17 protein-coding genes and 2 pseudogenes are annotated in these 21167 nt (G+C 45.4%); 6 read left to right on the top strand and 13 right to left on the bottom strand.

The window, feature by feature from the left end; all coding sequences use genetic code 11:
* Positions 1–143 precede the first annotated feature (143 nt).
* Complete coding sequence (locus tag LC065_RS12235; protein ID WP_226590714.1) at positions 144–938, bottom strand: SDR family NAD(P)-dependent oxidoreductase; 795 nt, start codon at positions 936–938, stop codon at positions 144–146.
* A 4-nt stretch (positions 939–942) separates the two neighbouring features.
* On the bottom strand, positions 943–1908 hold the full coding sequence (locus LC065_RS12230; protein WP_226590716.1) for an MBL fold metallo-hydrolase: 966 nt from the start codon (positions 1906–1908) through the stop codon (positions 943–945).
* A 223-nt stretch (positions 1909–2131) separates the two neighbouring features.
* On the opposite strand from LC065_RS12230, the gene LC065_RS12225 reads away from it, so the two are divergent.
* Positions 2132–3655 (top strand): AbgT family transporter, encoded by a 1524-nt coding sequence (locus tag LC065_RS12225; RefSeq protein ID WP_306163443.1) that lies wholly within the window; start codon positions 2132–2134, stop codon positions 3653–3655.
* Between the two features lie 51 nt (positions 3656–3706).
* On the opposite strand, the gene LC065_RS12220 is transcribed toward LC065_RS12225, so the two are convergent.
* Positions 3707–4183, bottom strand: coding sequence for an AAA family ATPase (locus tag LC065_RS12220; RefSeq protein WP_306163442.1), 477 nt, complete (start codon positions 4181–4183; stop codon positions 3707–3709).
* Positions 4184–4239: 56 nt separating this feature from the next.
* Positions 4240–5865, bottom strand: a pseudogene (locus tag LC065_RS12215) (M20/M25/M40 family metallo-hydrolase).
* A gap of 82 nt (positions 5866–5947) precedes the next feature.
* On the opposite strand from LC065_RS12215, the gene LC065_RS12210 reads away from it, so the two are divergent.
* The 5 genes from LC065_RS12210 to LC065_RS12190 all read left to right on the top strand — a co-directional run bounded on the left by LC065_RS12210 (position 5948) and on the right by LC065_RS12190 (position 11275).
* Positions 5948–6694: a glycerophosphodiester phosphodiesterase gene (locus tag LC065_RS12210; protein ID WP_226590725.1), complete on the top strand. Its 747-nt coding sequence runs from the start codon at positions 5948–5950 to the stop codon at positions 6692–6694.
* Positions 6636–7856 (top strand): glycosyltransferase family 2 protein, encoded by a 1221-nt coding sequence (locus LC065_RS12205; protein WP_226590728.1) that lies wholly within the window; start codon positions 6636–6638, stop codon positions 7854–7856. Before LC065_RS12210 ends, LC065_RS12205 begins: the two co-directional genes overlap by 59 nt.
* Positions 7853–8869 (top strand): NADPH dehydrogenase NamA, encoded by a 1017-nt coding sequence (gene namA, locus LC065_RS12200; RefSeq protein WP_226590731.1) that lies wholly within the window; start codon positions 7853–7855, stop codon positions 8867–8869. The genes LC065_RS12205 and namA overlap by 4 nt, the downstream gene beginning before the upstream one ends.
* A gap of 105 nt (positions 8870–8974) precedes the next feature.
* Positions 8975–9898 (top strand): ribonuclease Z, encoded by a 924-nt coding sequence (gene rnz, locus LC065_RS12195; protein WP_226590734.1) that lies wholly within the window; start codon positions 8975–8977, stop codon positions 9896–9898.
* Positions 9899–9913: 15 nt separating this feature from the next.
* Entirely contained in the window at positions 9914–11275 is a 1362-nt protein-coding gene (locus LC065_RS12190; RefSeq protein WP_226590737.1) for an aldehyde dehydrogenase, read from the top strand.
* A 90-nt stretch (positions 11276–11365) separates the two neighbouring features.
* On the opposite strand, the gene LC065_RS12185 is transcribed toward LC065_RS12190, so the two are convergent.
* From LC065_RS12185 to mce, 9 genes and pseudogenes are all read right to left on the bottom strand, one after another.
* Positions 11366–13600, bottom strand: a complete 2235-nt coding sequence (locus LC065_RS12185; RefSeq protein WP_226590740.1) for an ABC transporter permease — start codon at positions 13598–13600, stop codon at positions 11366–11368.
* On the bottom strand, positions 13597–14298 hold the full coding sequence (locus LC065_RS12180; protein WP_226590743.1) for an ABC transporter ATP-binding protein: 702 nt from the start codon (positions 14296–14298) through the stop codon (positions 13597–13599). Before LC065_RS12180 ends, LC065_RS12185 begins: the two co-directional genes overlap by 4 nt.
* Positions 14299–14913: 615 nt before the next feature.
* A complete protein-coding gene (locus tag LC065_RS12175) occupies positions 14914–15138 on the bottom strand; it encodes a DUF3892 domain-containing protein (RefSeq protein WP_226590746.1) in 225 nt (74 codons plus the stop codon).
* A gap of 121 nt (positions 15139–15259) precedes the next feature.
* A complete protein-coding gene (locus LC065_RS12170) occupies positions 15260–15397 on the bottom strand; it encodes a small acid-soluble spore protein P (protein WP_306163441.1) in 138 nt (45 codons plus the stop codon).
* Positions 15398–15428: 31 nt separating this feature from the next.
* A complete protein-coding gene (locus LC065_RS12165) occupies positions 15429–15557 on the bottom strand; it encodes a YpzI family protein (protein WP_226590748.1) in 129 nt (42 codons plus the stop codon).
* Between the two features lie 59 nt (positions 15558–15616).
* Positions 15617–16863 (bottom strand): annotated as a pseudogene (locus LC065_RS12160) (DNA polymerase IV).
* Positions 16864–17594: 731 nt separating this feature from the next.
* Positions 17595–18719, bottom strand: coding sequence for a M20/M25/M40 family metallo-hydrolase (locus LC065_RS12155; RefSeq protein WP_306163440.1), 1125 nt, complete (start codon positions 18717–18719; stop codon positions 17595–17597).
* A gap of 70 nt (positions 18720–18789) precedes the next feature.
* Entirely contained in the window at positions 18790–20364 is a 1575-nt protein-coding gene (locus tag LC065_RS12150; protein ID WP_226590754.1) for an acyl-CoA carboxylase subunit beta, read from the bottom strand.
* Positions 20340–21152, bottom strand: coding sequence for a methylmalonyl-CoA epimerase (gene mce / locus LC065_RS12145; protein ID WP_226590756.1), 813 nt, complete (start codon positions 21150–21152; stop codon positions 20340–20342). The genes LC065_RS12150 and mce overlap by 25 nt, the downstream gene beginning before the upstream one ends.
* Positions 21153–21167: the final 15 nt, after the last annotated feature.

The following is a 21167-nucleotide window of genomic DNA, read 5'->3' as shown; positions in this document are numbered from 1 at the left end:
TTCGCATTTGCAAGTACCAATTCCTTCTACCCTTTCCTGTTTGACCAGGTCCTTACAAATATTGGTGTACCAGGTCATACATATTTTTCCACTGGATCCCATACAAAAACCTCTTCCTTATGAGGAAAGAGGTTTGTTTTGAATCATTTTTTGTTGAATTGTTTTTGCATGAGTTTTTCCATTGCGACTGGTGCGAGAGAGTAGACTTTGCTTCCGGAATCCATCCAGGAAGGCATATTGATCTCCCGCTGTTTCGTAAATAAATGGTCGACGACAGTCCTTGCTACGTGGTTCGGGTCAAGCATGATCTTATCGACAGACTTCTCATACTTCCCGCTCGGGTCCGCCTGTTGAAAGAAATTCGTTCTCACAGGTCCGAGGTTGACGGAAGTGACATAGATGCCTAAAGGCTCTACTTCCATCCTTAACGCATTTGTGAACCCTATGACCGCGTGCTTAGTCGCTGCATAAACCGCTGATTTCGGTGTGGCGATTTTGCCTGCCTGCGACGCTATATTGATGATGTGTCCTTCTCCATGCTGCACCAAATGAGGCAACAGCTGATGTGTGGCACGAAACAACGACTTCACGTTAACAGAAAGCATACGCTCGATATCCTGCCAATTCGATTCGGCCACTGGATCAAACACGGCGATCCCTGCATTGTTAATCAGCCCATCAATGGATCCATGTTCATAACAAATCCGATCAATCGTATCTTTCCACTCGGCATCATTGGATAAATCTGCAGGGTACCAGGGACTATTAACACCAAAGGCTTCTTCAATCTTCTCTGCGATAATTTCTAATTTGTGTGCGGTCCGTGCAACAAGGATCGGAGTCCCGCCTTGCTGTGCAACGTGAATCGCGAGAAATTCGCCAATTCCACTCGAGGCCCCAGTAATCAGCACTTTTTTTCCTTTTACTCGTTCATTCATTCGATCACCTATTTGCTTGATAGAATTTTTCTCCGTCTACGTAAGAAACCTTAAGTTTCTCCACGCTTTCTAAGTAGTCCAGTTGTCCGATTGTTTCTGACATCGTCAAACCGAATTGATTTTCGATGTGTTTCGGAAAGAGACGCTTGCATACGTCATATGCACGTAATGGCCCCTCGCTAAACATCCGAAGCACCTTTTCCGCCCTCTGTTCCTGCTTCTTCAATCGTTCTAGAATCAGGTCGTGCGCTTGATCGAAAATTTTCCCGTGCCCTGGATAGACCATACCAATCTCCCACTGTAACAACTTTTCCATAGAATCGCGATAATCAAGCAATGGCCTTGGCCGTGCCTCTCCTTTATTGTGAGGTGGCTCAAGTAAAGGGTTTGAAGAAATATGGGAAAGTAGATGATCTCCACCAATCAAAGCCCCGTCGCCTTCTCTATAAAAGGACAAATGGCTTTGGGCATGGCCGGGAGTTTCAATCGTGACCCATTCTTCATGACCTGGTAACCGATCGCCTTCGGTCAACTCATGCGTGAGCTTTCCTTCTGACGTCCATTTCAATGTCTTCCTCAATCCCTTTAACAATGGGAAAAAGCGCTCAGGAACTCCAGATTCCTTGTACATGCCTTTGAAAAATTCCTCATAATGAGAAAAGTATGCTTCTTCCCGCTCAAGCCAAGGCTTCAATATGGGGTGGCCGGCGATGGTTCTCACGTTTGGCAGTCGTTCGATAAGCCCCATATGATCGGGATGGTGATGAGTCAAAATCACCTGTTCGATATCTTCCGGTTCGTATCCCGCTTCCTTTAACTGTTCGACCAAGACTTTCCAGCACTCTTCTGTCTTCACACCTGCATCGATAAGGGAGAGCCGGTCACCTTTTACTAGATAAACATGAACATCCCCCACCGCATACGGGGTCGGCAATGTGAACTGTATAATAGTATCCTTCAATGTTTTCATAACACTTCCTCCATACTGAATGATCATTCACTTTTCTACATTGTAGCATGATTGCCAGATCTTTTCCTCCTATATGACAAAGATTACGAGCGTCTTATTATTCATAATTCTTTTTCTAGTGGGACTTTTTCCAAAAGACTTCAAATAAAAATTACATACCATTATACTTTAACGCGTCATTGTAAATTTTAAAGAAATGTAAAGGTCAATAAGGAGGAAGATCATGGAACAACAAGAAAAGAAAGGGTTGACAATGCGCATACTCGACTGGATTGAGCGCGTCGGGAACAAATTGCCACACCCTGTCACATTGTTCGCAATATTTGCACTCATGGTTGTCGTCGCTTCCTGGATCTTCTCCACGATGAACGTGGAAGTTGAAGACCCAGCAACCGGCGAAACGTTACAAGTCGTCAACTTGCTTTCCAGTGACGGCATTCAATACATGTTTGAAAGCATGGTAGAAAACTTCGTAGGCTTCGCGCCGCTAGGTACCGTCCTCGTTACGATGCTTGGTATCGGAATCGCCGAGCGTTCAGGGCTGATCAGTGCTATGCTTCGTGGACTCGTTACATCCGTACCACGTTCACTGATGACAGCAGCGCTCGTATTCGGTGGTATCATGTCCAGTATGGCAGCTGATGCCGGTTACGTTGTTTTGACACCACTCGGAGCAGTTCTATTTGCTGGTCTTGGACGTCACCCACTTGCAGGTCTTGCTGCAGCATTTGCGGGTGTTTCCGCTGGTTTCAGTGCCAACTTGCTCCTCACATCATTGGATCCACTGCTTGGTGATTTGACGATTCAAGCGGCAGCGACCATTGATCCTGCGTATGCGGATACGATCCTTTATACGATGAACTATTTCTTCATGATTGCATCTGTTTTTGTTCTTACGATTGTCGGTACACTTGTAACAGACAAAATCGTCGAGCCACGTCTGGGAGATTACAAGGGTGGCGTGGAAGAAGAAGTCAACTACCTTTCTCCACTCGAGAAAAAAGGTATGATTGGTGCTCTGATCGCGTTCATCGTGACGATCGGGCTGCTATCCCTGCTCGTCGTACCATCCTGGGGACCATTGCGTAACCCTGATGATTTCTTAGCATCTCCATTTTTCCATAGCTTAGTGCCTGTCATTCTGATCATGTTCTTCGTTCCTAGTTATGTTTACGGGAAGATTACAGACGAGATCAAGAATGATAAGGACGTAGCCAATCAAATGTCTGATACGATGGCAAGCATGGGAATTTACATTGTCCTTGCCTTCACGGCTGGTCAATTCGTTGCCTATTTCAACCATACGAATCTCGGAAAAGTCATTGCTGTCAGCGGTGCTGAGTTCTTGGATTCCATCGGTTTCACAGGCATTGGTCTAATCATTGCATTCATGTTCGTAGCTGGTTTCATCAACCTGTTCATCGGAAGCTCGTCAGCGAAGTGGGCGATTATGGCTCCCGTATTCGTTCCGTTGATGATGCAGCTCGGCTACTCTCCGGAGCTTACGACACTTGCTTACCGGATTGCCGACTCTACGACGAACATCATTTCACCATTGATGCCATACTTCGCAATCGTCATTGCGTTTGCCCAAAAGTATGATAAGAAGGTCGGTATTGGTACATTGATTTCTACCATGCTTCCTTATTCCATTGCATTCTTTGTCATTTGGACATTGATGCTGTTGATTTGGATGCTGACCGGGTTGCCAATCGGTCCTGGAGCAGGATTCGAATACAATGGATAATCCATCATAAACGAAAGCGTCCGGATTTCATTTCCGGACGCTTTTTTTATCCTATATCCTTACCTGATGGGACAGGATCATTAAACTTTTCAAACAATCGGTCGCGTCAGAGATGCCCACCTTTGAAGTATCAATCACCACATCTGCGCCGGCCCTTAGTTTTGGCAGCACATGAGTGAAACTTTCAATGATTTCCTTCCTCTCCTTTGGAGACTTTCCATAAGGATTTGTTTCTCTTTGATTCACACGATCAAGCATAACATCCAAGGCAGCCTCGAGGAGAACAACGTAATCAAAAGATTTATAAAACTTCCCTTGGTTTGAATAACACCCTGACAGGATTAAATGAGTGTGCCTTTTTCTTTCGATGAGATGGGAGATTTTTTCTTCATCCCACACGATTTCCTCCCCTTCTCCTGTAGTGACTTTCTTTGTGTAGCCGTGATTATCGGTATCCACCACATGGTACCCTTCATTTTCCAACCTTTGCAGTACACTTGTTTTACCGACACCAGATAACCCTGTCACAAAAATAACTCCCACTCTACCACCGACCTTTTAGAGAAGTTTGCTCAAAGATCCTTTCATCCCCGGTCCTTCTTAAAGAACTCATGAATGACCTGCGTCAAAATCTTCGGCAGCTTTTCAAAACTGTATGATAATTCCAGACGTTCCGTCCATTGATGCGGATCCCTTCCTAATGGTCCGATGTTGATAATTGGCATTGTGATCGATTCCATCACTTCTGTCGGCCACTCAAAACCATTGCCGTGAATTGGCATCTGTTTCGTCAAATCCGATAATGAAGACGTAGAGGATGTGGGTCCGATAAAACTCAAATCGCTCAAACCTGTAAAATACTCTACCACTTCAAGCTCTTCTCCGAACTTCTCCCTGGCATAATCGATGGCCGTTTTGGCCCCATGCTGGATGAAAGGATCATCGTTCGACGACACCGCCGGATAAAAAGGTGGACTGTAGAAAAGGACAATCATCGGGCTGATATCTTTACATATGGACGCCAGACTTTGGACAAGAGTCGTAGAGAAATCACGATCGCCCTAGTCCCTTAAGTTAACTAACCGATTCTGCCGGCGGTCGACCTCCGTTTTTCCATACCGTGCGACCGCTTCTTTGTACAACTGATCATATGTCAGAATGGTGATATCAGGATGGAAAGCGGACGTTTGTGTTCCTTCCAGATAAAAAGATGCCTGATGATGATAATGATTAATGATTTTAGCTTTCGCCCGTTGCGCTGCCTGTAAAAGTTTTTCATTCAGTTCTGCTATCGACTGCTTCATATAGAGGACATTATACATGGCGACCGCTGCCTGGGGAGTCTGCACCGAATATTCAAATTTCAAGTCACGCTGCATCAGACTGAGCGGGGGCGGCGTCCGTTCTCCTCCGACCTTTTCGATAAAGGCTTCATTCAATTCCATTTCCTGTGCTAAATAGCTGACCATCAGATTGGCATTCAATCCTCCGAACGGTTCACCCGCATGCGTTTCTTTTCCGTAACATAAAAAACCCGGCAGTGTCTTTCCTATGGAACCTGTGTACAAATAATAAGCTGGATCGCCTGGATATTTGCTGAACATCGGCTCCCCGTTCAAAGCCGCTTTATAGACGAGGTCTTCCTTATCCCGAATCTCCGCGAGGGCAGGAAGAGCAGCCAGCATGCCTTCGGAGTTCACTTCTTCATCAGGGACAGCTACGAGAAGTAGATTGCCGTCAAAGCCCCCGGCCATCGCTTTTTCCAAAAGGGATAGGTGGACGGTAAGGCCTGCTTTCATATCCATCGTTCCACGTCCGAAAAGCCAATTTCCGGACTCCAAATCGCGGGCCGCCTCTTTTGGCAGATCTTCGATATTCTTATGTAGCTCTTGAGTGAGCTCACGCGGGTAGAATGCAAGGTTCTGGTAGGAGCCGTAATCTTCAATCCCTACGACATCGACGTGGGAAATCAACACAAGCGTCTCCTTGGCCTCATCTTTTTTCACTAAGGCTGTCAGTAATTGACGCCCATCGTCCAGCGGGTGCAAGTTGAGGTGGCTGGGCCGTTTTTTATAATAATCGCGATCTTCTAAAATATAATATAAGTATTCGATGATTGCGATTTCCTCATTGCTGTTCGTTATACTAGGGTACTCAACAAGAGAACATAGTAGATCCGTCAACTGCTCTTTCGTCTGCCAAACTGTCATGGGGTCACACTCCTTATTGACTTTTCCTGGATTATCAAACACAATCAAACTCATAAGCTACTTGGAAGAGGTGAACGTCACGATGAAAACCCTTATTTACGCTCATCGAGGAGCGAGTAAGCTGGCGCCGGAAAATACGATGCCCGCCTTTGAACTGGCACGTGCAGCCGGAGCTGATGGAATCGAGACCGATGTGCAGCTTACGAAAGACCAAATCCCCGTCCTCATCCATGATGAAAACCTGAGACGCACCACCAACGGAACAGGGTTCGTACAAGATTATACATATGCTCAGCTCCGCCTGCTTGATGCAGGAAGCTGGTTTTCTCCTAAATTTTCTGACACTTATATTGTAACACTGGACGAGTTTCTTCGCTGGTTTCGGGACCAGCCCATGTTTTTAAATGTCGAACTGAAAACCAACGTCATTGCATATAAAAACATCGAGCGGCTTGTCTATGAATCTCTAAAAAGGTATCACGTTCTGGAACGGACCGTTATTTCAAGTTTCAATGCTGAATCCCTCACACGCATGAAAGAAATCAATCCATCGATTCAGACAGCATTCTTAACATCGACCAAAATGCGGAACCTCCCTCAATACGCGAAGTCCGAAGGGTGTGACGCTTTGCATGTAAAACACCGACTGCTGGATAAAAAGCTTGTAAAACGCTGCCACAAGGAAAATCTCGACCTTCGCATCTATACAGTAAATCGTCCTGCCATGATGAAAAAGTGTTACAGCCTGGGTGTGAATGGAATTTTCACAGATGTTCCTCATCAGGCTATTGAATATCGAGATCTTTATCGAAAACGGAGAAATCGATAATATGTTCTGGGTGTTTTTTGGACTTCTGTTTGTATGGATGATTCTCCTTGTGGACTTCCTTCTAGGAATCAGGAAAATTCCAAGGCTTGAAGATACCGTTCCTTCGCAAACGGATGAGCTCGTTTCTGTTATCATTGCGGCGAAAGACGAAGAAGACTCCATTCGTGAAACGCTGCATACCCTTGCGCATCAAAAAAACGTGAGGTGTGAAATCATCGCTGTGAACGACCGCTCCAGTGATCGAACAGGTGAGTTCATCGACAAAACAGCTGCGTTATACTCTACCATTCGAGCGGTTCATATTAACCACCTGCCAGAAGGGTGGCTGGGGAAAAATCATGCTCTGAAAAAAGGCGCCGAGCTTGCCGCTGGCGCTTATTTGCTTTTTACAGATGCGGACATTCAATTTGACGAACAGACCCTCTCTAAAGCGATGACAGCCATGAAAGTTGAAGAGCTCGATCACCTCACAGCAGCACCGGATCTAAAGGCCCGTTCTTTTGCGTTACGAGGCTTGATCTCCTACTTTTTGTTTGGTTTTGGTTATTTAAAACGACCATGGACGGCGAACCAGAAGAAAACTAGAGGGGGTATGGGGATCGGAGCTTTCCAATTAATGACAAATTCCTGTTATCAAAAGACCGGAACCCATGAAGCGGTGCGTTTCCGACCTGATGATGACCTTGCCCTCGGGCAGAGGATCAAGGCGGCTGGCTTCAGACAAAAACTCGTAACGGCCAAGCAGCTTCTTTCTGTCGAATGGTACCCTGACTTCAAGTCCGCTCTTCAAGGTTTCGAAAAGAATGCGTTTGCTGGATTGAATTATTCTATTTCCCTCTCCTTGTTTGCTCTTTTCGGTGTCCTGTTTTCGCAGGTGTTTCCGTTCATTTTCGTCTTTTCCGGTGATCCTTCCGTTCAAATCATTAGCGCAATCAACATCCTTTTGTTATTTTGTTTATATGGTTTAACGACCCGTTCTTTCACAAACTATCCATTAGGGATGATTTTCGGTCTGCCGATTTTTGCTCTTTTGTTTGTTTTTATGCTAGGCAGAGCACTTATCCTGACATGGGTTCGTGGAGGAATTGAATGGCGCGGGAACCGGTATTCCATCAAAGAACTAAAACAATTTTTCCGTAACTCGGAGGAGGATCACCGTTGAAACATAAATTATTTGAACCTTATACAATAAAAAACATCACGTTAAAAAATCGTATCGTTATGTCTCCGATGTGTATGTATTCTTCAGACAATCAGGACGGCTATGCACAGCCTTTTCACCTTACCCATTACGAAAGCCGCGCGGCTGGACAAGTTGGACTGATCATTACAGAAGCGACAGCTGTTTTACCTGAAGGCCGTATTTCACATGAAGACCTTGGCATCTGGAGTGACGAGCATATTGAAGGTTTACAAAAAATCAATGAAGGCATCCATCGCCATGGAGCTAAAGCAGGCATTCAGCTGGCTCACGCCGGACGAAAAGCCAACTTAAGGGATGAAATTTTCGCCCCGAGTGCTGAAGCTTTCAGTGCATCCATGAAGGTCCCGACAGAAATGACAAAAGAAGACATCGAGCGAACAGTGGAAGCCTTCCGTGTGGGGGCTGCCCGATCTGAAAAAGCGGGCTTTGATGTCATTGAACTTCACGGAGCCCACGGGTATTTGATCAACCAATTCCTCTCCCCTCTTACAAACAAGCGGGACGATGAATATGGAGGCACCCGTGAAAACCGATATCGTTTCTTGCGTGAGACGATTGAAGCGGTCAAGCAAGAATGGGATGGACCACTGTTCGTCCGAATCTCTGGAGAAGAATATCATGATAATGGAAACAACATGGACGATTTTATCTATTTTGCCCGTGAGATGAAGTCTCAAGGTGTTGACCTCATCGACGTCAGCTCCGGTGGTGTCGTTCCTGCTGCGATCGACCCTTACCCAGGATACCAGGTCACGTATGCAGAACAAATCAAACAGGGAGCTGGCATCGACACGGGGGCCGTCGGCCTGATTACAAGTGGCAACCAGGCAGAAGAAATCTTGCAAAATGAACGAGCCGACCTGATTTTCCTAGCCCGTGCTCTCTTAAGAAACCCGTATTGGCCGAAAGAAGCAGCTGATGAACTCGGCTACCAATTAGAAGGACCAAGACAATACACTCGCGCTTGGTAAACACCTGTGAACTGCCGGATACACATCCGGCAGTTTTTTTATGGCTTTTCAAGTGTGTTCTCCCCCTTCTGGTGGTATCATGATAAGTGTAGGAGAGTGTTGGCAATGGAACTATTTTTTTTAGGTACGGGATCTGGTGTCCCATCAAAAGAAAGAAATGTCTCCTCCCTTGTCCTCCGCCTTCTTGAAGAGCGGGGAACGACATGGGTCTTTGATTGTGGAGAAGGCACACAACAGCAAATATTGAATACAAACATACGTCCGCGACGAATTGAAGTGATTTTTATCACCCACCTTCACGGGGATCATATATACGGACTGCCTGGATTATTGAGCAGCCGTTCTTTCCAAGGTGGAGAAACACCTGTAACCGTTTACGGTCCGCGCGGGTTAAAAGATTACATTGATATCAGTCTCGAATTAAGCGGAACGCACCTTCGTTATCCCCTTTACATAGAGGAAGTGGAGGAAGGTGAGCTTTTCGAAGACGAACAGTTTGTTGTAGAAGCCGTCAAACTGGAACATGGACTTGAAAGCTATGGATATATCCTGAAGGAAAAAGACCAACTTGGTGAACTACAGCCGGACAAGCTGAAAATGCTGGGTGTCAAACCCGGCCCCATTTATCAAAAGATTAAAAATCAGCCAAGGACGGTCCTTGAAGATGGAAGAATCATCCGTCGCGAAGATGTGATAGGACCGCCAAAAAAGGGGCGTAAAGTTGCCATTTTGGGTGACACCCGCTACCTTCCACACCTTGAAGTGATTTTGAAAGACAGCGATGTCCTCGTCCATGAGGCAACTTTCGCTGGAGATGAAGTAAAGATGGCTCATGATTATTTTCATTCCACCGTCAAACAAGCCGCCACCCTTGCAAAGAAAGCAAATGTTGGGGAACTGATCCTTAATCACGTCTCTTCCAGATATCAGGGTGATTCCGTGGAGGAGCTCCTGGAAGAAGCACAGCAGATATTCCCGAATACGACAATTGCATACGATTTTTATCAACATCCTATTACACGGACTTAACAAAGGAGGAGCTGTATGCACGCAACGGTCAAGCAACAAAAATCATGGTTCCAAGAAGGACATACGAAGAGTTATGCTTTCCGAAAAGAACAGCTGTTAATAATGAAAAAGATGCTGACGACCTTTGAAAAACCGATCCTCAATGCTTTGAAATTCGACATGAACAAATCGGAATATGAAGCGTACGCATCAGAAATCGCCTTTTTGAAAAGTGAAATCGATCACCATGTGAAACAGTTAAAAACATGGATGCAGCCCACTAAAGTGAAGACCCCACTTACCCATACAGGTTCAAAAAACTTTATTCGAAAAGAACCCTATGGCACTGTACTGGTCATCGCTCCGTGGAACTATCCTGTCCAACTTGCCCTCGCTCCGGTGATCGGTGCGATTGCAGCAGGGAATACGGTCATCATTAAACCGTCTGAACTAACACCAACCGTTTCATGGGTGTTGAAAAAAATGATTGAACAATATTTTCCTCCTCACTTTATTGCCGTGATTGAAGGCGGTAAAGAGGTGACCCAGGAGCTGCTTGAACAACCGCTTGATTATATTTTCTTCACCGGAAGTGTCCCCGTCGGGAAAATCATTATGGAGAAAGCGAGCAAACAGCTCATTCCTGTCACGCTGGAACTCGGAGGAAAGAGCCCGACGATCGTTCACAAAGACGCAAACATCGATCTTGCCGCCAAGCGGATCGTCTGGGGCAAATTCACCAATGCAGGGCAAACGTGTATTGCGCCTGATTACCTTTATGTCCACCATGAAGTGAAAGCGGACTTAATCCGTACCATGAAGAAGTACATCCAGCAGTTTTACGGAGAAAATCCTTTGGACAATGAAGAGTACACCAAGATCGTTAACCAAACGCATTTTGAACGCGTTTCTTCGTATCTCGATTCCGGAACGGTCGTTGTAGGCGGTTCTTTGGATGAATCTAAACACAAAATCGCGCCTACCATTCTCGACCAGGTGTCCTGGGAGGATCAGGTCATGAAAGACGAGATCTTCGGGCCCGTGCTCCCTGTATTGACTTATCATGAATTAGATGAAGTAATTGATAAAATCAACAGCCGTCCTAAGCCGCTTGCTCTGTATTACTTCGGCGAAAACGAAGTCGAACAGCAGCGTATCCTCAACTCGATTTCTTTCGGCGGCGGATGCATTAACGACGCCCTTTACCATATCATCAATCCACACCTTCCATTTGGAGGTGTCGGCGAGAGCGGCATGGGCAGCTATCACGGCAAGCGAAGTTTTGATACGTTCACGCACGAAAAAAGCATCACAAAACAAACAACACGATTCGATCAGAACTTCCGCTATCCCGGGTCTCAACTAGGTATGACAGTGCTGAAGAAATTCTTTGGATAGTAAAAAGCGAGCATTGCGCTCGCTTTTTTTGCGCGTTCCTGGCTTCTTGCGCGCGAAAAAGGACAGCGGCCGGGCCGCTGTCCTTTTGCTCTAGTCTTGTTGCTTTTTCAATGCTTCCTGCAACGATACATTCTTCAACTTTCGTTTGGATAGTCCAAGAGAGAGCCAATACGTAAGCAGGATGACAATGAATCCAATCACGACCATCCACCACGCTACATCAGTCGGCATAAGAAAACCGGTCTCCTGAACCAGCGTGTTCATCGTTTGCTCCAAGCTTAAACTCGCGAGCGGAATTGAAACAAAGTAAGCGATGAGTACAATCGGGGTGTACACACTCAAAACAAGTTTAGAAACTTCTTTATCATGATAGCCCATCACTTTAAACAACGAAATGGAAGGCGTATTTTCCTCAACGATCAAATTGGTGAGCAAAGTAAGAACAATCACTCCAATTAATACAGCGAAAACGGCCATCCCTGCAACCGACGCTCTAGTTGCTCCTGTCGTCGATTCAAAACTGTCGATCGCCTTCTGCTTATCTTCTACCATATAAACATTTCCACTATTCTCAGGGGGCTGCTTCTGCCATGTACCTGTATAGGCCTCTTCAGGGAAACCAAGGAAATCGTTCAATTCCTCGCGAGGAAGATACAGGTTATTACCAATATAAAGATCGGCCACTGCAGCAACCTCTACCTGTATCGTATCCGAGTTCAATGAATTTTCGAGGTGGATTTCATCCCCTTCCCCTACCCCAAGAACCGCGGCTAGAGGAGCACTGATAATCACCCCTTCTGATAATTTGGATTGCAAGCTTTCTCCTTCAGCACTCAATTGAATAAACTCGTTATCTTTTTCCATTCCATATGCTGTAATTTTCACGTCTTCATCCACGACACCAAGTTCGTTCATTATAAAAGGACTTTGTTCTTCATCCGTTTCTTCTGTCATTAACGATTGATAGTGGACAGCATAGTCGTATTTCAAAATTTCCTTATACGTCGTTTCTACGAGCTGATCCATGCTATTGAACGTAATCAATCCAAACAATAATAAAACGGTTGAGAACATGACCCCGATAAAAATATAGAAGCTTCTCGCTTTGTTTCTCACCAGTAACCTCAAACGGAACCTGCGGATAAAACTTCCTTTTTGCAAAAGTGGAAGTTTTTCAAGCCAGGATTTTTTCCCACTGGACATCTCTTTAGGCCTCAGGAGCGTCAGTGGTTCTGTTCGTAACGTCCGACTGATGACGAAAGTCGTTAGCAAGATCAAAAGTATTAAAGGAATGACAAATCCTATGACAAGAACAAAAGGATCCCAGTCAAACATGGAAAGAGCTGGTAAGTTAAAGTAGTTCGCGTACAGATTCGAAAGCGGTACAGACAGACCAGCACCCGCAGTTAAACCACCGACTGTTCCTGCCAATCCAATGACCCAGGCATAGCCTAAGTAATGACGGACTAATTCTTTCTTCCGGTACCCAAGCGCCATCAGCGTGCCGATTTCTTTTCTCTGCATTTCCATACGTCGCTTCATCAGCATCAAAACCATAGCGATGGAGAGGGCAAGAATGAACAGGGGTAATGTCGTCGTCATTCCCTTAGCACCTTCGATCTCTGTTTCCACAAAACCTATGCGCGGGTTATCTTCTGAGTTCACGAATTGCAAAAGAGATGTTTCTTCACTTACCGCTTCCCTAAACCCATCAGGAACGTCTTCATTCTCCGTCCAGCCTAGAATTTCCGTTTGAGCATTTACGGAAAAATCTGAACCGGAAACGACTGCTACACCAAATTTTTCAGCATCCGCTAACAAATCAGTCATTTGTTCGACCATATAAATATAATCAGGTAAGTATACAAATCCTGTGATTTCAAACTTTTGGTCGTCGAGTGTGATGATGTCGCCCAGTTCGTATTGATGTTTTTCCGCATACACTTTGGAAATAGCCAGCTCTTGATCGCTCGATGGTGCGTTCCCTTCAGCAATGTAAGGGATATTAACAGAATCAGTAATCGTAAATGCGCGCAATGTCGAATCATCGACCTCAAAATCTGCATACTTCCGTTTTTCTAAAGTGGCATTATACTCATCTCCCCATAGGGAGAGCTGGTCATCTGTAACTTCCCCCCCAGCTACAAAATGAAAGCTTTCCTGTTTATAGTCCTCTGAAAATGTTTCATTTCTTGATTCCAGTGTCGTGATGGCCATGGATAAGGACACATAAAGCATAACTGCGAGTAAAAGAAGAACAGCCACCCCGGCATATTGGAATTTCTTTTCTTTTAAAGTCCTGTACACAGATTTCTTTAGGATCATGACCATGTCACCTTCTCTGGCTGGACCGGGTTTTCGTTTTCATAGGAATCTACAATTTCACCGCTTTTCATTCGGATAACGGAATGAGCCATCTCGCCGATCCCCTGGTTGTGAGTGATGATTAAGACCGTCGTTCCATACTGCTCATTTACGAACTTCAACAACTTCAGGATATTCTTCCCTGTTTCTTCATCCAGGGCCCCTGTAGGTTCATCACAGAGTAAAATCTGCGGGTTCTTTATTAGCGCTCTCGCAATTGCGACACGTTGCTGTTCACCCCCACTTAGTTGAGAAGGAAATTTATCTTTCTTATCCCACATTCCTACTTTTTCTAAAATATCTTTCATAGTAAGCGGTTGCTGACTCAATTCCCGCCCGACTTCAACATTTTCTTCGACGGTCAGCGTTGGAATTAAATTATACTGTTGAAAAATGAACCCTACGAATCTCCGGCGGTAATCCGTAAGTTGACGATCCTTTAATTGATCCAGGATCGTGTCTCCTACTTTGATTGATCCTGAATCGTAACGATCGATCCCCCCAATGACATTAAGTAGTGTTGATTTCCCTGACCCTGAAGGTCCAAGAATCGTTACGATTTTTTTATCTGGTACTTCCAATGACGCCTGGCGCAGCGCCTGAACTGTCACTTCTCCGCTCTGATACGTTTTATTGACTTGATTTGCGAAGATTGCCATTTCATCATCTCCAATTAAAAATTTTGTAATGAAATACATCAATTATTTCATTTTTAGTGTACCTCAATAAAAAAAGAAGTCAATAACTTTTTGAAATATTTATATGTATATATTTCATTATTTATCATCCCGCTCACTATTTTTTATTGCAGATAATGGCAGGATTGTGTAAGACTCAGTTTCGAGATGTGTCCGGGGTTCGTTGCCTTGTTGGGTGTTAGGGAGAAACGAACCCTTGTACCAAGTTAGGTGGTTCTTCCACTATCCAACTGTTAGAGGTGTAAAGCGCTGTGGATCATGCTTTAACGTACTGTTGAGGCGTTCTAGTCATCTACTTACCATAATCATACGATCTGCCTTTTCAGGAGTGGTTTCGAGAATCTTCCTTGGCAAAGGGGCGGAGGGAAACGGTGAGACTCCTATGGGACGTGTGGGACAGGTGAGACCCCGGAAGGCGTAGCCTGAGGAGGCTCACCGCCCGCCCCATGGAAAGCGAACCTTTTCCCGTAGCCCCTAGAATCACACAAACGTCTCGAAACTGAGTCTTCAACAAACGGGAGCTTTAGTGGAATAAAGAAAACCCAGGCAAGCGCTAGGCTTTGCCTGGGTTCTCTATTAAAAAGATGGAAGGTTGTCCAAGTTGTTGGATTGAATGCCATCTGGTTCACTGCGCAGATGGTCTTCTCCATCTTTACCTCTAATGAGGTTCACGTGTTCCAGTTCACCACTGCGCGCCATTTCATGTGCTCGTTTATAATCGATCACTTGTCCTGACGACAGTTGCATTTCAACAATGCTACCTTGCCCGTTTTTTCTAACGGCGACAATTTGTTCTGGCATCATTCTCAACCTCCTCAATAATTATTTTGTCCAAGAACTGAGATCATATGCCATTCAATCCGTTGGGGATTATTGGATGGTTAGAAAAATAAAAAGGCAGCCAAGTGGCTGCCTTTTCACCTTACATATCGTGAGAAGATTTTTGTTTTTGACGCGAATGCTGTCTGTTTTTCACTTTATGAGATCCTTGAGCCGGTTCCCCGTATGCTTGTTTCGGCCCTAGAGGTAAGTTTGGTTGTTCTTGCTGTTTTGGTCCCATGTGCGTCTACCCATAAAATCCGCCTCCTTGATTATCTGCGTTTACGAGCTGCTTCTGGCCCCTCCATCGCGGTCGCACCGGGATAACTTAAGCGCTGATCACGATCGGACTCCACTCTGCCGGATGTTTTCAACTTTTTCTCCTGTCGATCTCTACCCATTCTAAAACGCCTCCCTTCTCTCTTAGTATGGAAAAGAAGATGGAGGATATGCCTGGGAATCATTTTTTGAAATCATCGAGAAAATCCTTTTGAAAGCTCGTATTCACCTGAGGATTTGTCGGATTACTGAGATCACGGAAAGGGTTTTTGCCGTATTTCTCAGTCAGATCATCAATCGTCTTATATAATTTTTCCTTGCTGGCATATTGTTCAAAATTAAAAAGATCAAGTTGTTGACTGACCTCTGATTTCTCCGCCAGTCGCTCGCTGTAACGCCAAGCAGTCGAACAGGCTGCTGATTCCAGTGATCATCGAATAACTGCATCGCCACTTGAAAAAGGTCCTCCGACGAGTGGATGAATTCCTGCAGCTGCCGACTTCGTGTCACTGTTTTTCGATCATGATAACGAATCGTCAACTGCACATTTCTTGCAAGAACCTTCTTATTCTTCATCCGACCTTCTACTTTATTGGAAAGCCTCCGAATGACGGTTTGTACCTCTGTGTCATCCGTCGTATCTTCGGGAAGCGTTGTTGATGTGCCGATACTTTTAAATTCATGAACAGCATCAGGATCGACAGGCCGATCATCGATTCCATTCGCTCTATTTTTCAATCGCTCTCCATTGATTCCAAGAACACCCTTCAATTCAAGGACAGGGTGTTCAGCTAATCCTCCAATGGTTTCAATGCCGATTTTTCTTAGTTTCTCTGCTGTTTTTGAACCGACTCCATACATTTCTTCTATCGCCAATGGCCATAATTTTGTTTCAAGATCTCTTTTCCGTAAGATCGTAATTCCCATAGGCTTTTTCATATCGGAAGCCATCTTTGCCAAAAATTTATTTGGAGCTATCCCAATACTACAAGGAAGATCGAGCTCGTCATTGATACGCTGCTGAATACGCTTGGCTATTTCCGGAGGTGAGCCTTGGTCCACACAGCCGGTAATATCCATATACCCCTCGTCTATGGAAACCGGCTGAACGAGCGGTGTCACATCAGCTAGAATTTTAAACATTTCTTTGGACGCTGTACGGTACCGTTCAAACGTTGGTCCCATAACAATAAGTTCAGGGCACAACCGTCTAGCCTCTCCTAAAGGCATCGTCGTTTTAACTCCGTAGTTGCGGGCTTCATAGCTACTTGTGACAATGATTCCACGTCTTTCTTCAGGGTTCCCTGCAATAGCAAGCGGCTTTCCTTTTAAGGATGGATCAAAAGCTGCTTCCACAGATGCATAGAAACTATTCATATCAACATGAAAAATGACGCGTCCTTTTTTTGGATACCATCTGGACTGCATAACGTTCTTCCTCCATTGGAACATTTGTTCTCTATTATATCATGTCATGCTTCGTTCATGTTCAACAACGCTTTATTTATTGTTTGTCCAATACATAAAACTCATAATCGCATTATTGAACTAACGTGCAGGTTTCTTTAAGACACGGTTTCGAGATGTTTCCGGGGTTCGTTACGTTGTTGGCGTCAGGTGGCTGGGAAGCTACTCGCTTTCCTGCGGGGATGACGGCAAGCCTCCTCGTGCTTCGCACTGTGGGGTCATGCCAGTCCATCCATTCCCGCGGGAGTCTCGCAGCTTCCCAACCACCCCGTACGATTAAGGTGAGAAACGAACCCCTGTACCAAGTTGGAAGGTCTTCAACTATCAAACATTTGAGGTGTGAAGCGCACTGGATCAAGCTTTTACGTACTTTGGAGGTGTTTTAATTATTCATTTCCCTCAACCATACACGCTGACTCTTTTAGAAGTGGTTTCGAGACACTTATATGGTAAAGGGGCGGAGGGAAACGGTGAGACTCCTATGCGACGTGTGGGACAGATGAGACCCCGGAAGGCGTAGCCTGAGGAGGCTCAGCGCCCGCCCCATGGAAAGCGAACCTTTTCCCGGAGCCCCTAGACCCAACCCATTGTCTCGAAACTGAGTCTTTTACAAACGGGAGCTTATGTGGAAGAGTGTAATATAGATCATAAAAAATACTCCCTGAAGATTCAGGGAGTATCGGGGTAGCAAGTTATTGTGCTACTTCTTCAACGATCGCCGTTACGAACTCTGTAATTTTTTCAAGCTCACTGACAGGCATGCGCTCGTTGGTTGTATGAATTTCTTCGTATCCTACACTCAAATTGACTGTAGGGACGCCGTGGCCTGCGATGACGTTGGCATCACTTCCGCCGCCACTTGTTAACAGTTCACTTTCACGACCAATGCGTTTCGCAGCAGAACGTGCGACTTCTACGACTTGGTCTCCGGCTTGTTGTTTAAAGCCAGGGTACATGACTTCGACATCAAGTTCGACTTCGCCACCCATTTCTTCGGCTGTTTCTTGGAACGCTCGTTTCATCTTCTCTACTTGCGCTTCCATTTTTTCAGGGTCTAAAGAACGGGCTTCGGCTAATACTTCTACGTGGTCACAAACGATATTCGTTTTTTGACCACCTTCAAAACGACCGATGTTCGCTGTTGTTTCATCATCAATCCGCCCCAGCGGCATTTTAGCAATCGCACGTGAAGCCAGTGTAATTGCTGAAATCCCTTTTTCAGGAGCAACCCCTGCATGAGCTGTCTTCCCTTTAACAACGGCGTTGATTTTCGCCTGTGTAGGAGCAGCTACGATAATGTTTCCAACTTGACCATCACTATCGAGCGCATACCCGTATTTCGCTTTGAGCATGGAAGCATCAAGAGCCTTCGCGCCAACAAGGCCGCTTTCTTCTCCTACAGTGATGACGAACTGCAGGTATCCATGCTCGACATTTTGTTCTTGAAGAGAACGGATCGCTTCGAGAATCGCAGCAACACCCGCTTTGTCATCGGCTCCAAGGATCGTTGTACCATCGGTCACGATATAACCATCTTCAACAGAAGGGTTCACACCGTTACCTGGAACCACCGTATCCATGTGAGAAGTGAAGTAAATCGGCTCTGCGTCCTTTTTAGATCCTTCTAAATTACAAATAAGGTTGTTTGCCCCATGACCTGTGATCGAGGCTGCATCATCTTCCATGACTTCCAAACCTAAGTCCTGGAATTTCTTTTTCAATACTTTAGCGATTTCTGCTTCCTGTGTCGTTTCTGAGTCAATTTGAACCAACTCTAGAAATTCCTTCAGTAAGCGTTCTTTATTAATGGCTACCATCTATGTCTGCCTCCTTCATATGTAAACACATTCCTCTTAGTACGTTAGCGGAATGAAAGGACTGTGTCAATTATAGAGGGATGTTGCCATGCTTTTTATATGGGCGTTCTTCGTGTTTATTCTTCAGCATATCCAGGGCTTTAATCAGTGTGGAACGTGTTTCTCTTGGGTCGATGACATCATCAATCATCCCAAGTCCTGCTGCCACGTAAGGGTTTGCGAATCGTTCCCTGTATTCATTGATTTTATTTTGTCGCGTTTCCTCTGGGGTTTCGCTTTCTCTGATTTCTTTTGCGAAAATGATATTCGCCGCCCCTTCAGGACCCATTACAGCAATTTCCGCGTTTGGCCAGGCATAGACAAGGTCCGCCCCGATCGATTTACTGTTCAACGCGACATACGCTCCACCATAAGCTTTTCTCGTAATAACTGTCAGTTTAGGAACGGTGGCTTCAGAATAAGCGTACAAAATTTTGGCTCCGTGGCGGATGATTCCCCCATGTTCCTGCTTAATGCCCGGGAAGAAGCCGGTCACATCTTCAAATGTGATGAGAGGGATATTGAAAGAATCACACGTACGGATAAAACGGGCAGCTTTATCGCTAGAGTCGATATCAAGTCCTCCAGCCATGTATTTCGGCTGATTACATACAAGTCCTACAGTCTTCCCTTGCAGACGTGCAAATCCGACGACGATGTTTTTGGCGAAGTCCTTATGGATTTCGAAGAAGGAATCTTCGTCAACAAATTCATCGATAACGATACGCACATCATAAGGTCGGATCGGGTCAAAAGGTATTTTATCTGTGATGTCAGGTCTGAAGTTTTCATCAGCTTCCACTTCGACTTCAGGGGTTAGTTCTTCATTGTTCTGTGGCAGATAACTGACGAGATCACGAACAGCATCCAGCGCCGAAGCTTCATCAGAGGTTTTCAAGTGGGCATTCCCACTCAAAGAATTATGGACGCCAGCACCGCCGAGATCTTCTGCGGAAATTTGCTCGCCGGTTACTGTTTCGATGACTTTCGGACCGGTAATAAACATTTGCGATGTTTTTTCCACCATGATGACGAAATCAGTGATTGCGGGAGAATAAACAGCTCCTCCAGCACACGGCCCCATAATGACCGATATTTGCGGAATGACTCCGGAATAGATCGAGTTCCGATAAAAGACTTGGCCATACCCATCCAAGGAAGAAACGCCTTCCTGGATTCGTGCTCCTCCAGAATCGTTCAAGCCAATAAATGGGGTGCCATTTTTCGCAGCAAGGTCCATGACAGCGGCAATTTTTTTCGCATGCATTTCTCCTAAGGCTCCACCGTAAACCGTGAAGTCCTGAGCGAACAGATACACATCACGTCCATGAATTTTACCAAACCCTGTCACCACCCCTTCACCCGGTGCTGATTTCCCATCCATCCCGAAGGCATCATGCCGATGTTCAATAAATGGGTTCAACTCAATGAAAGAGTCCTCATCCAACAGGTGTTCAATGCGTTCTCTCGCTGTCCATTTCCCCTTATCGTGCTGTTTGTCAATCCGCTCATCTCCGCCTCCTAATTCAACTTGGCGACGCTTATCGTATAATTCATTGATTTTATCAAAAATATCCACGGTTACTCCTCCTCTCCATGCTGGCATAGTTCAAACAATACACCATTCGCTGCTTTCGGATGCAAAAAGGCGATCTGGCTGTCATGAGCGCCCTGTTTCGGCTGTTCGTGAATAAGACGGACCCCTTGCTCTTTGTACTGCTCCAAACGTTTCGTAAGATCGTCCACTTCCAAGGCAATATGGTGGACACCTTCTCCTTTTTTCGTCAAAAACGATTGGATCGGGGAGTCATCACTCAAAGGCTCCAACAATTCAAACATCGTTTCTCCGATTCTAAGAAAAGCGACACGCACTTGTTCTGATTCCACAATTTCAACAGCCTCAAGCTCTAAGCTAAGGTTATGCTGGTAGAACGGCAAGGCTGCATCGATGCTTTCGACAGCAATACCGATATGGGCAATTTGTTTCGGTGCATGGATGGTTTCCTTGTTAAGAAGCTGTTTAATGTAAATAGCGATTGCATCTGTCGGTGACCCGCTTGTAAAGATTTTGTTCACTCCTTTTTCTTCAAGAAAAGGAATATCTTCTGCAGGTATGACACCGCCCCCGATGACAGGAATATCAGATGCTCCCTGCTCTTCCAGCGCCTGGACCACTTTAGGAAACAATGACTTGTGAGCACCGGAGAGAGAGGATAGCCCGACCACATCCACATCTTCCTGAATGGCGGCTCTTGCGATTTGTAAGGCTGATTGCCGGAGACCTGTGTAAATGACTTCCATCCCATGGTCTCTGAGTGCCTGGGCGATAATTAAAGCTCCTCTGTCATGTCCATCTAACCCTGGTTTCGCTATAAGTACACGTATTGGTTTCATCCTCATCATCCCTTC

The organism is Halobacillus litoralis (genome assembly GCF_020524085.2).
Taxonomy (GTDB): Bacteria; Bacillota; Bacilli; order Bacillales; family Halobacillaceae; genus Halobacillus; species Halobacillus litoralis_E.
This window is presented reverse-complemented; position numbering and strand designations above follow the sequence as displayed.

Bases quoted from the DNA above. Each gene is read 5' to 3' on its own strand.
- rnz (WP_226590734.1), top strand. From the start codon at position 8,975: ATGGAACTATTTTTTTTAGGTACGGGATCTGGTGTCCCATCAAAAGAA.
- LC065_RS12150 (WP_226590754.1), bottom strand. From the start codon at position 20,364: ATGCCAGCATGGAGAGGAGGAGTAACCGTGGATATTTTTGATAAAATC.
- LC065_RS12165 (WP_226590748.1), bottom strand. From the start codon at position 15,557: ATGGGTAGAGATCGACAGGAGAAAAAGTTGAAAACATCCGGCAGAGTG.
- LC065_RS12155 (WP_306163440.1), bottom strand. From the start codon at position 18,719: ATGGTAGCCATTAATAAAGAACGCTTACTGAAGGAATTTCTAGAGTTG.
- LC065_RS12205 (WP_226590728.1), top strand. From the start codon at position 6,636: ATGTTCCTCATCAGGCTATTGAATATCGAGATCTTTATCGAAAACGGA.
- LC065_RS12175 (WP_226590746.1), bottom strand. From the start codon at position 15,138: ATGCCAGAACAAATTGTCGCCGTTAGAAAAAACGGGCAAGGTAGCATT.
- mce (WP_226590756.1), bottom strand. From the start codon at position 21,152: ATGAAACCAATACGTGTACTTATAGCGAAACCAGGGTTAGATGGACAT.
- LC065_RS12235 (WP_226590714.1), bottom strand. From the start codon at position 938: ATGAATGAACGAGTAAAAGGAAAAAAAGTGCTGATTACTGGGGCCTCG.
- LC065_RS12170 (WP_306163441.1), bottom strand. From the start codon at position 15,397: ATGGGACCAAAACAGCAAGAACAACCAAACTTACCTCTAGGGCCGAAA.
- LC065_RS12225 (WP_306163443.1), top strand. From the start codon at position 2,132: ATGGAACAACAAGAAAAGAAAGGGTTGACAATGCGCATACTCGACTGG.
- LC065_RS12180 (WP_226590743.1), bottom strand. From the start codon at position 14,298: ATGGCAATCTTCGCAAATCAAGTCAATAAAACGTATCAGAGCGGAGAA.
- LC065_RS12185 (WP_226590740.1), bottom strand. From the start codon at position 13,600: ATGATCCTAAAGAAATCTGTGTACAGGACTTTAAAAGAAAAGAAATTC.
- LC065_RS12210 (WP_226590725.1), top strand. From the start codon at position 5,948: ATGAAAACCCTTATTTACGCTCATCGAGGAGCGAGTAAGCTGGCGCCG.
- LC065_RS12190 (WP_226590737.1), top strand. From the start codon at position 9,914: ATGCACGCAACGGTCAAGCAACAAAAATCATGGTTCCAAGAAGGACAT.
- LC065_RS12230 (WP_226590716.1), bottom strand. From the start codon at position 1,908: ATGAAAACATTGAAGGATACTATTATACAGTTCACATTGCCGACCCCG.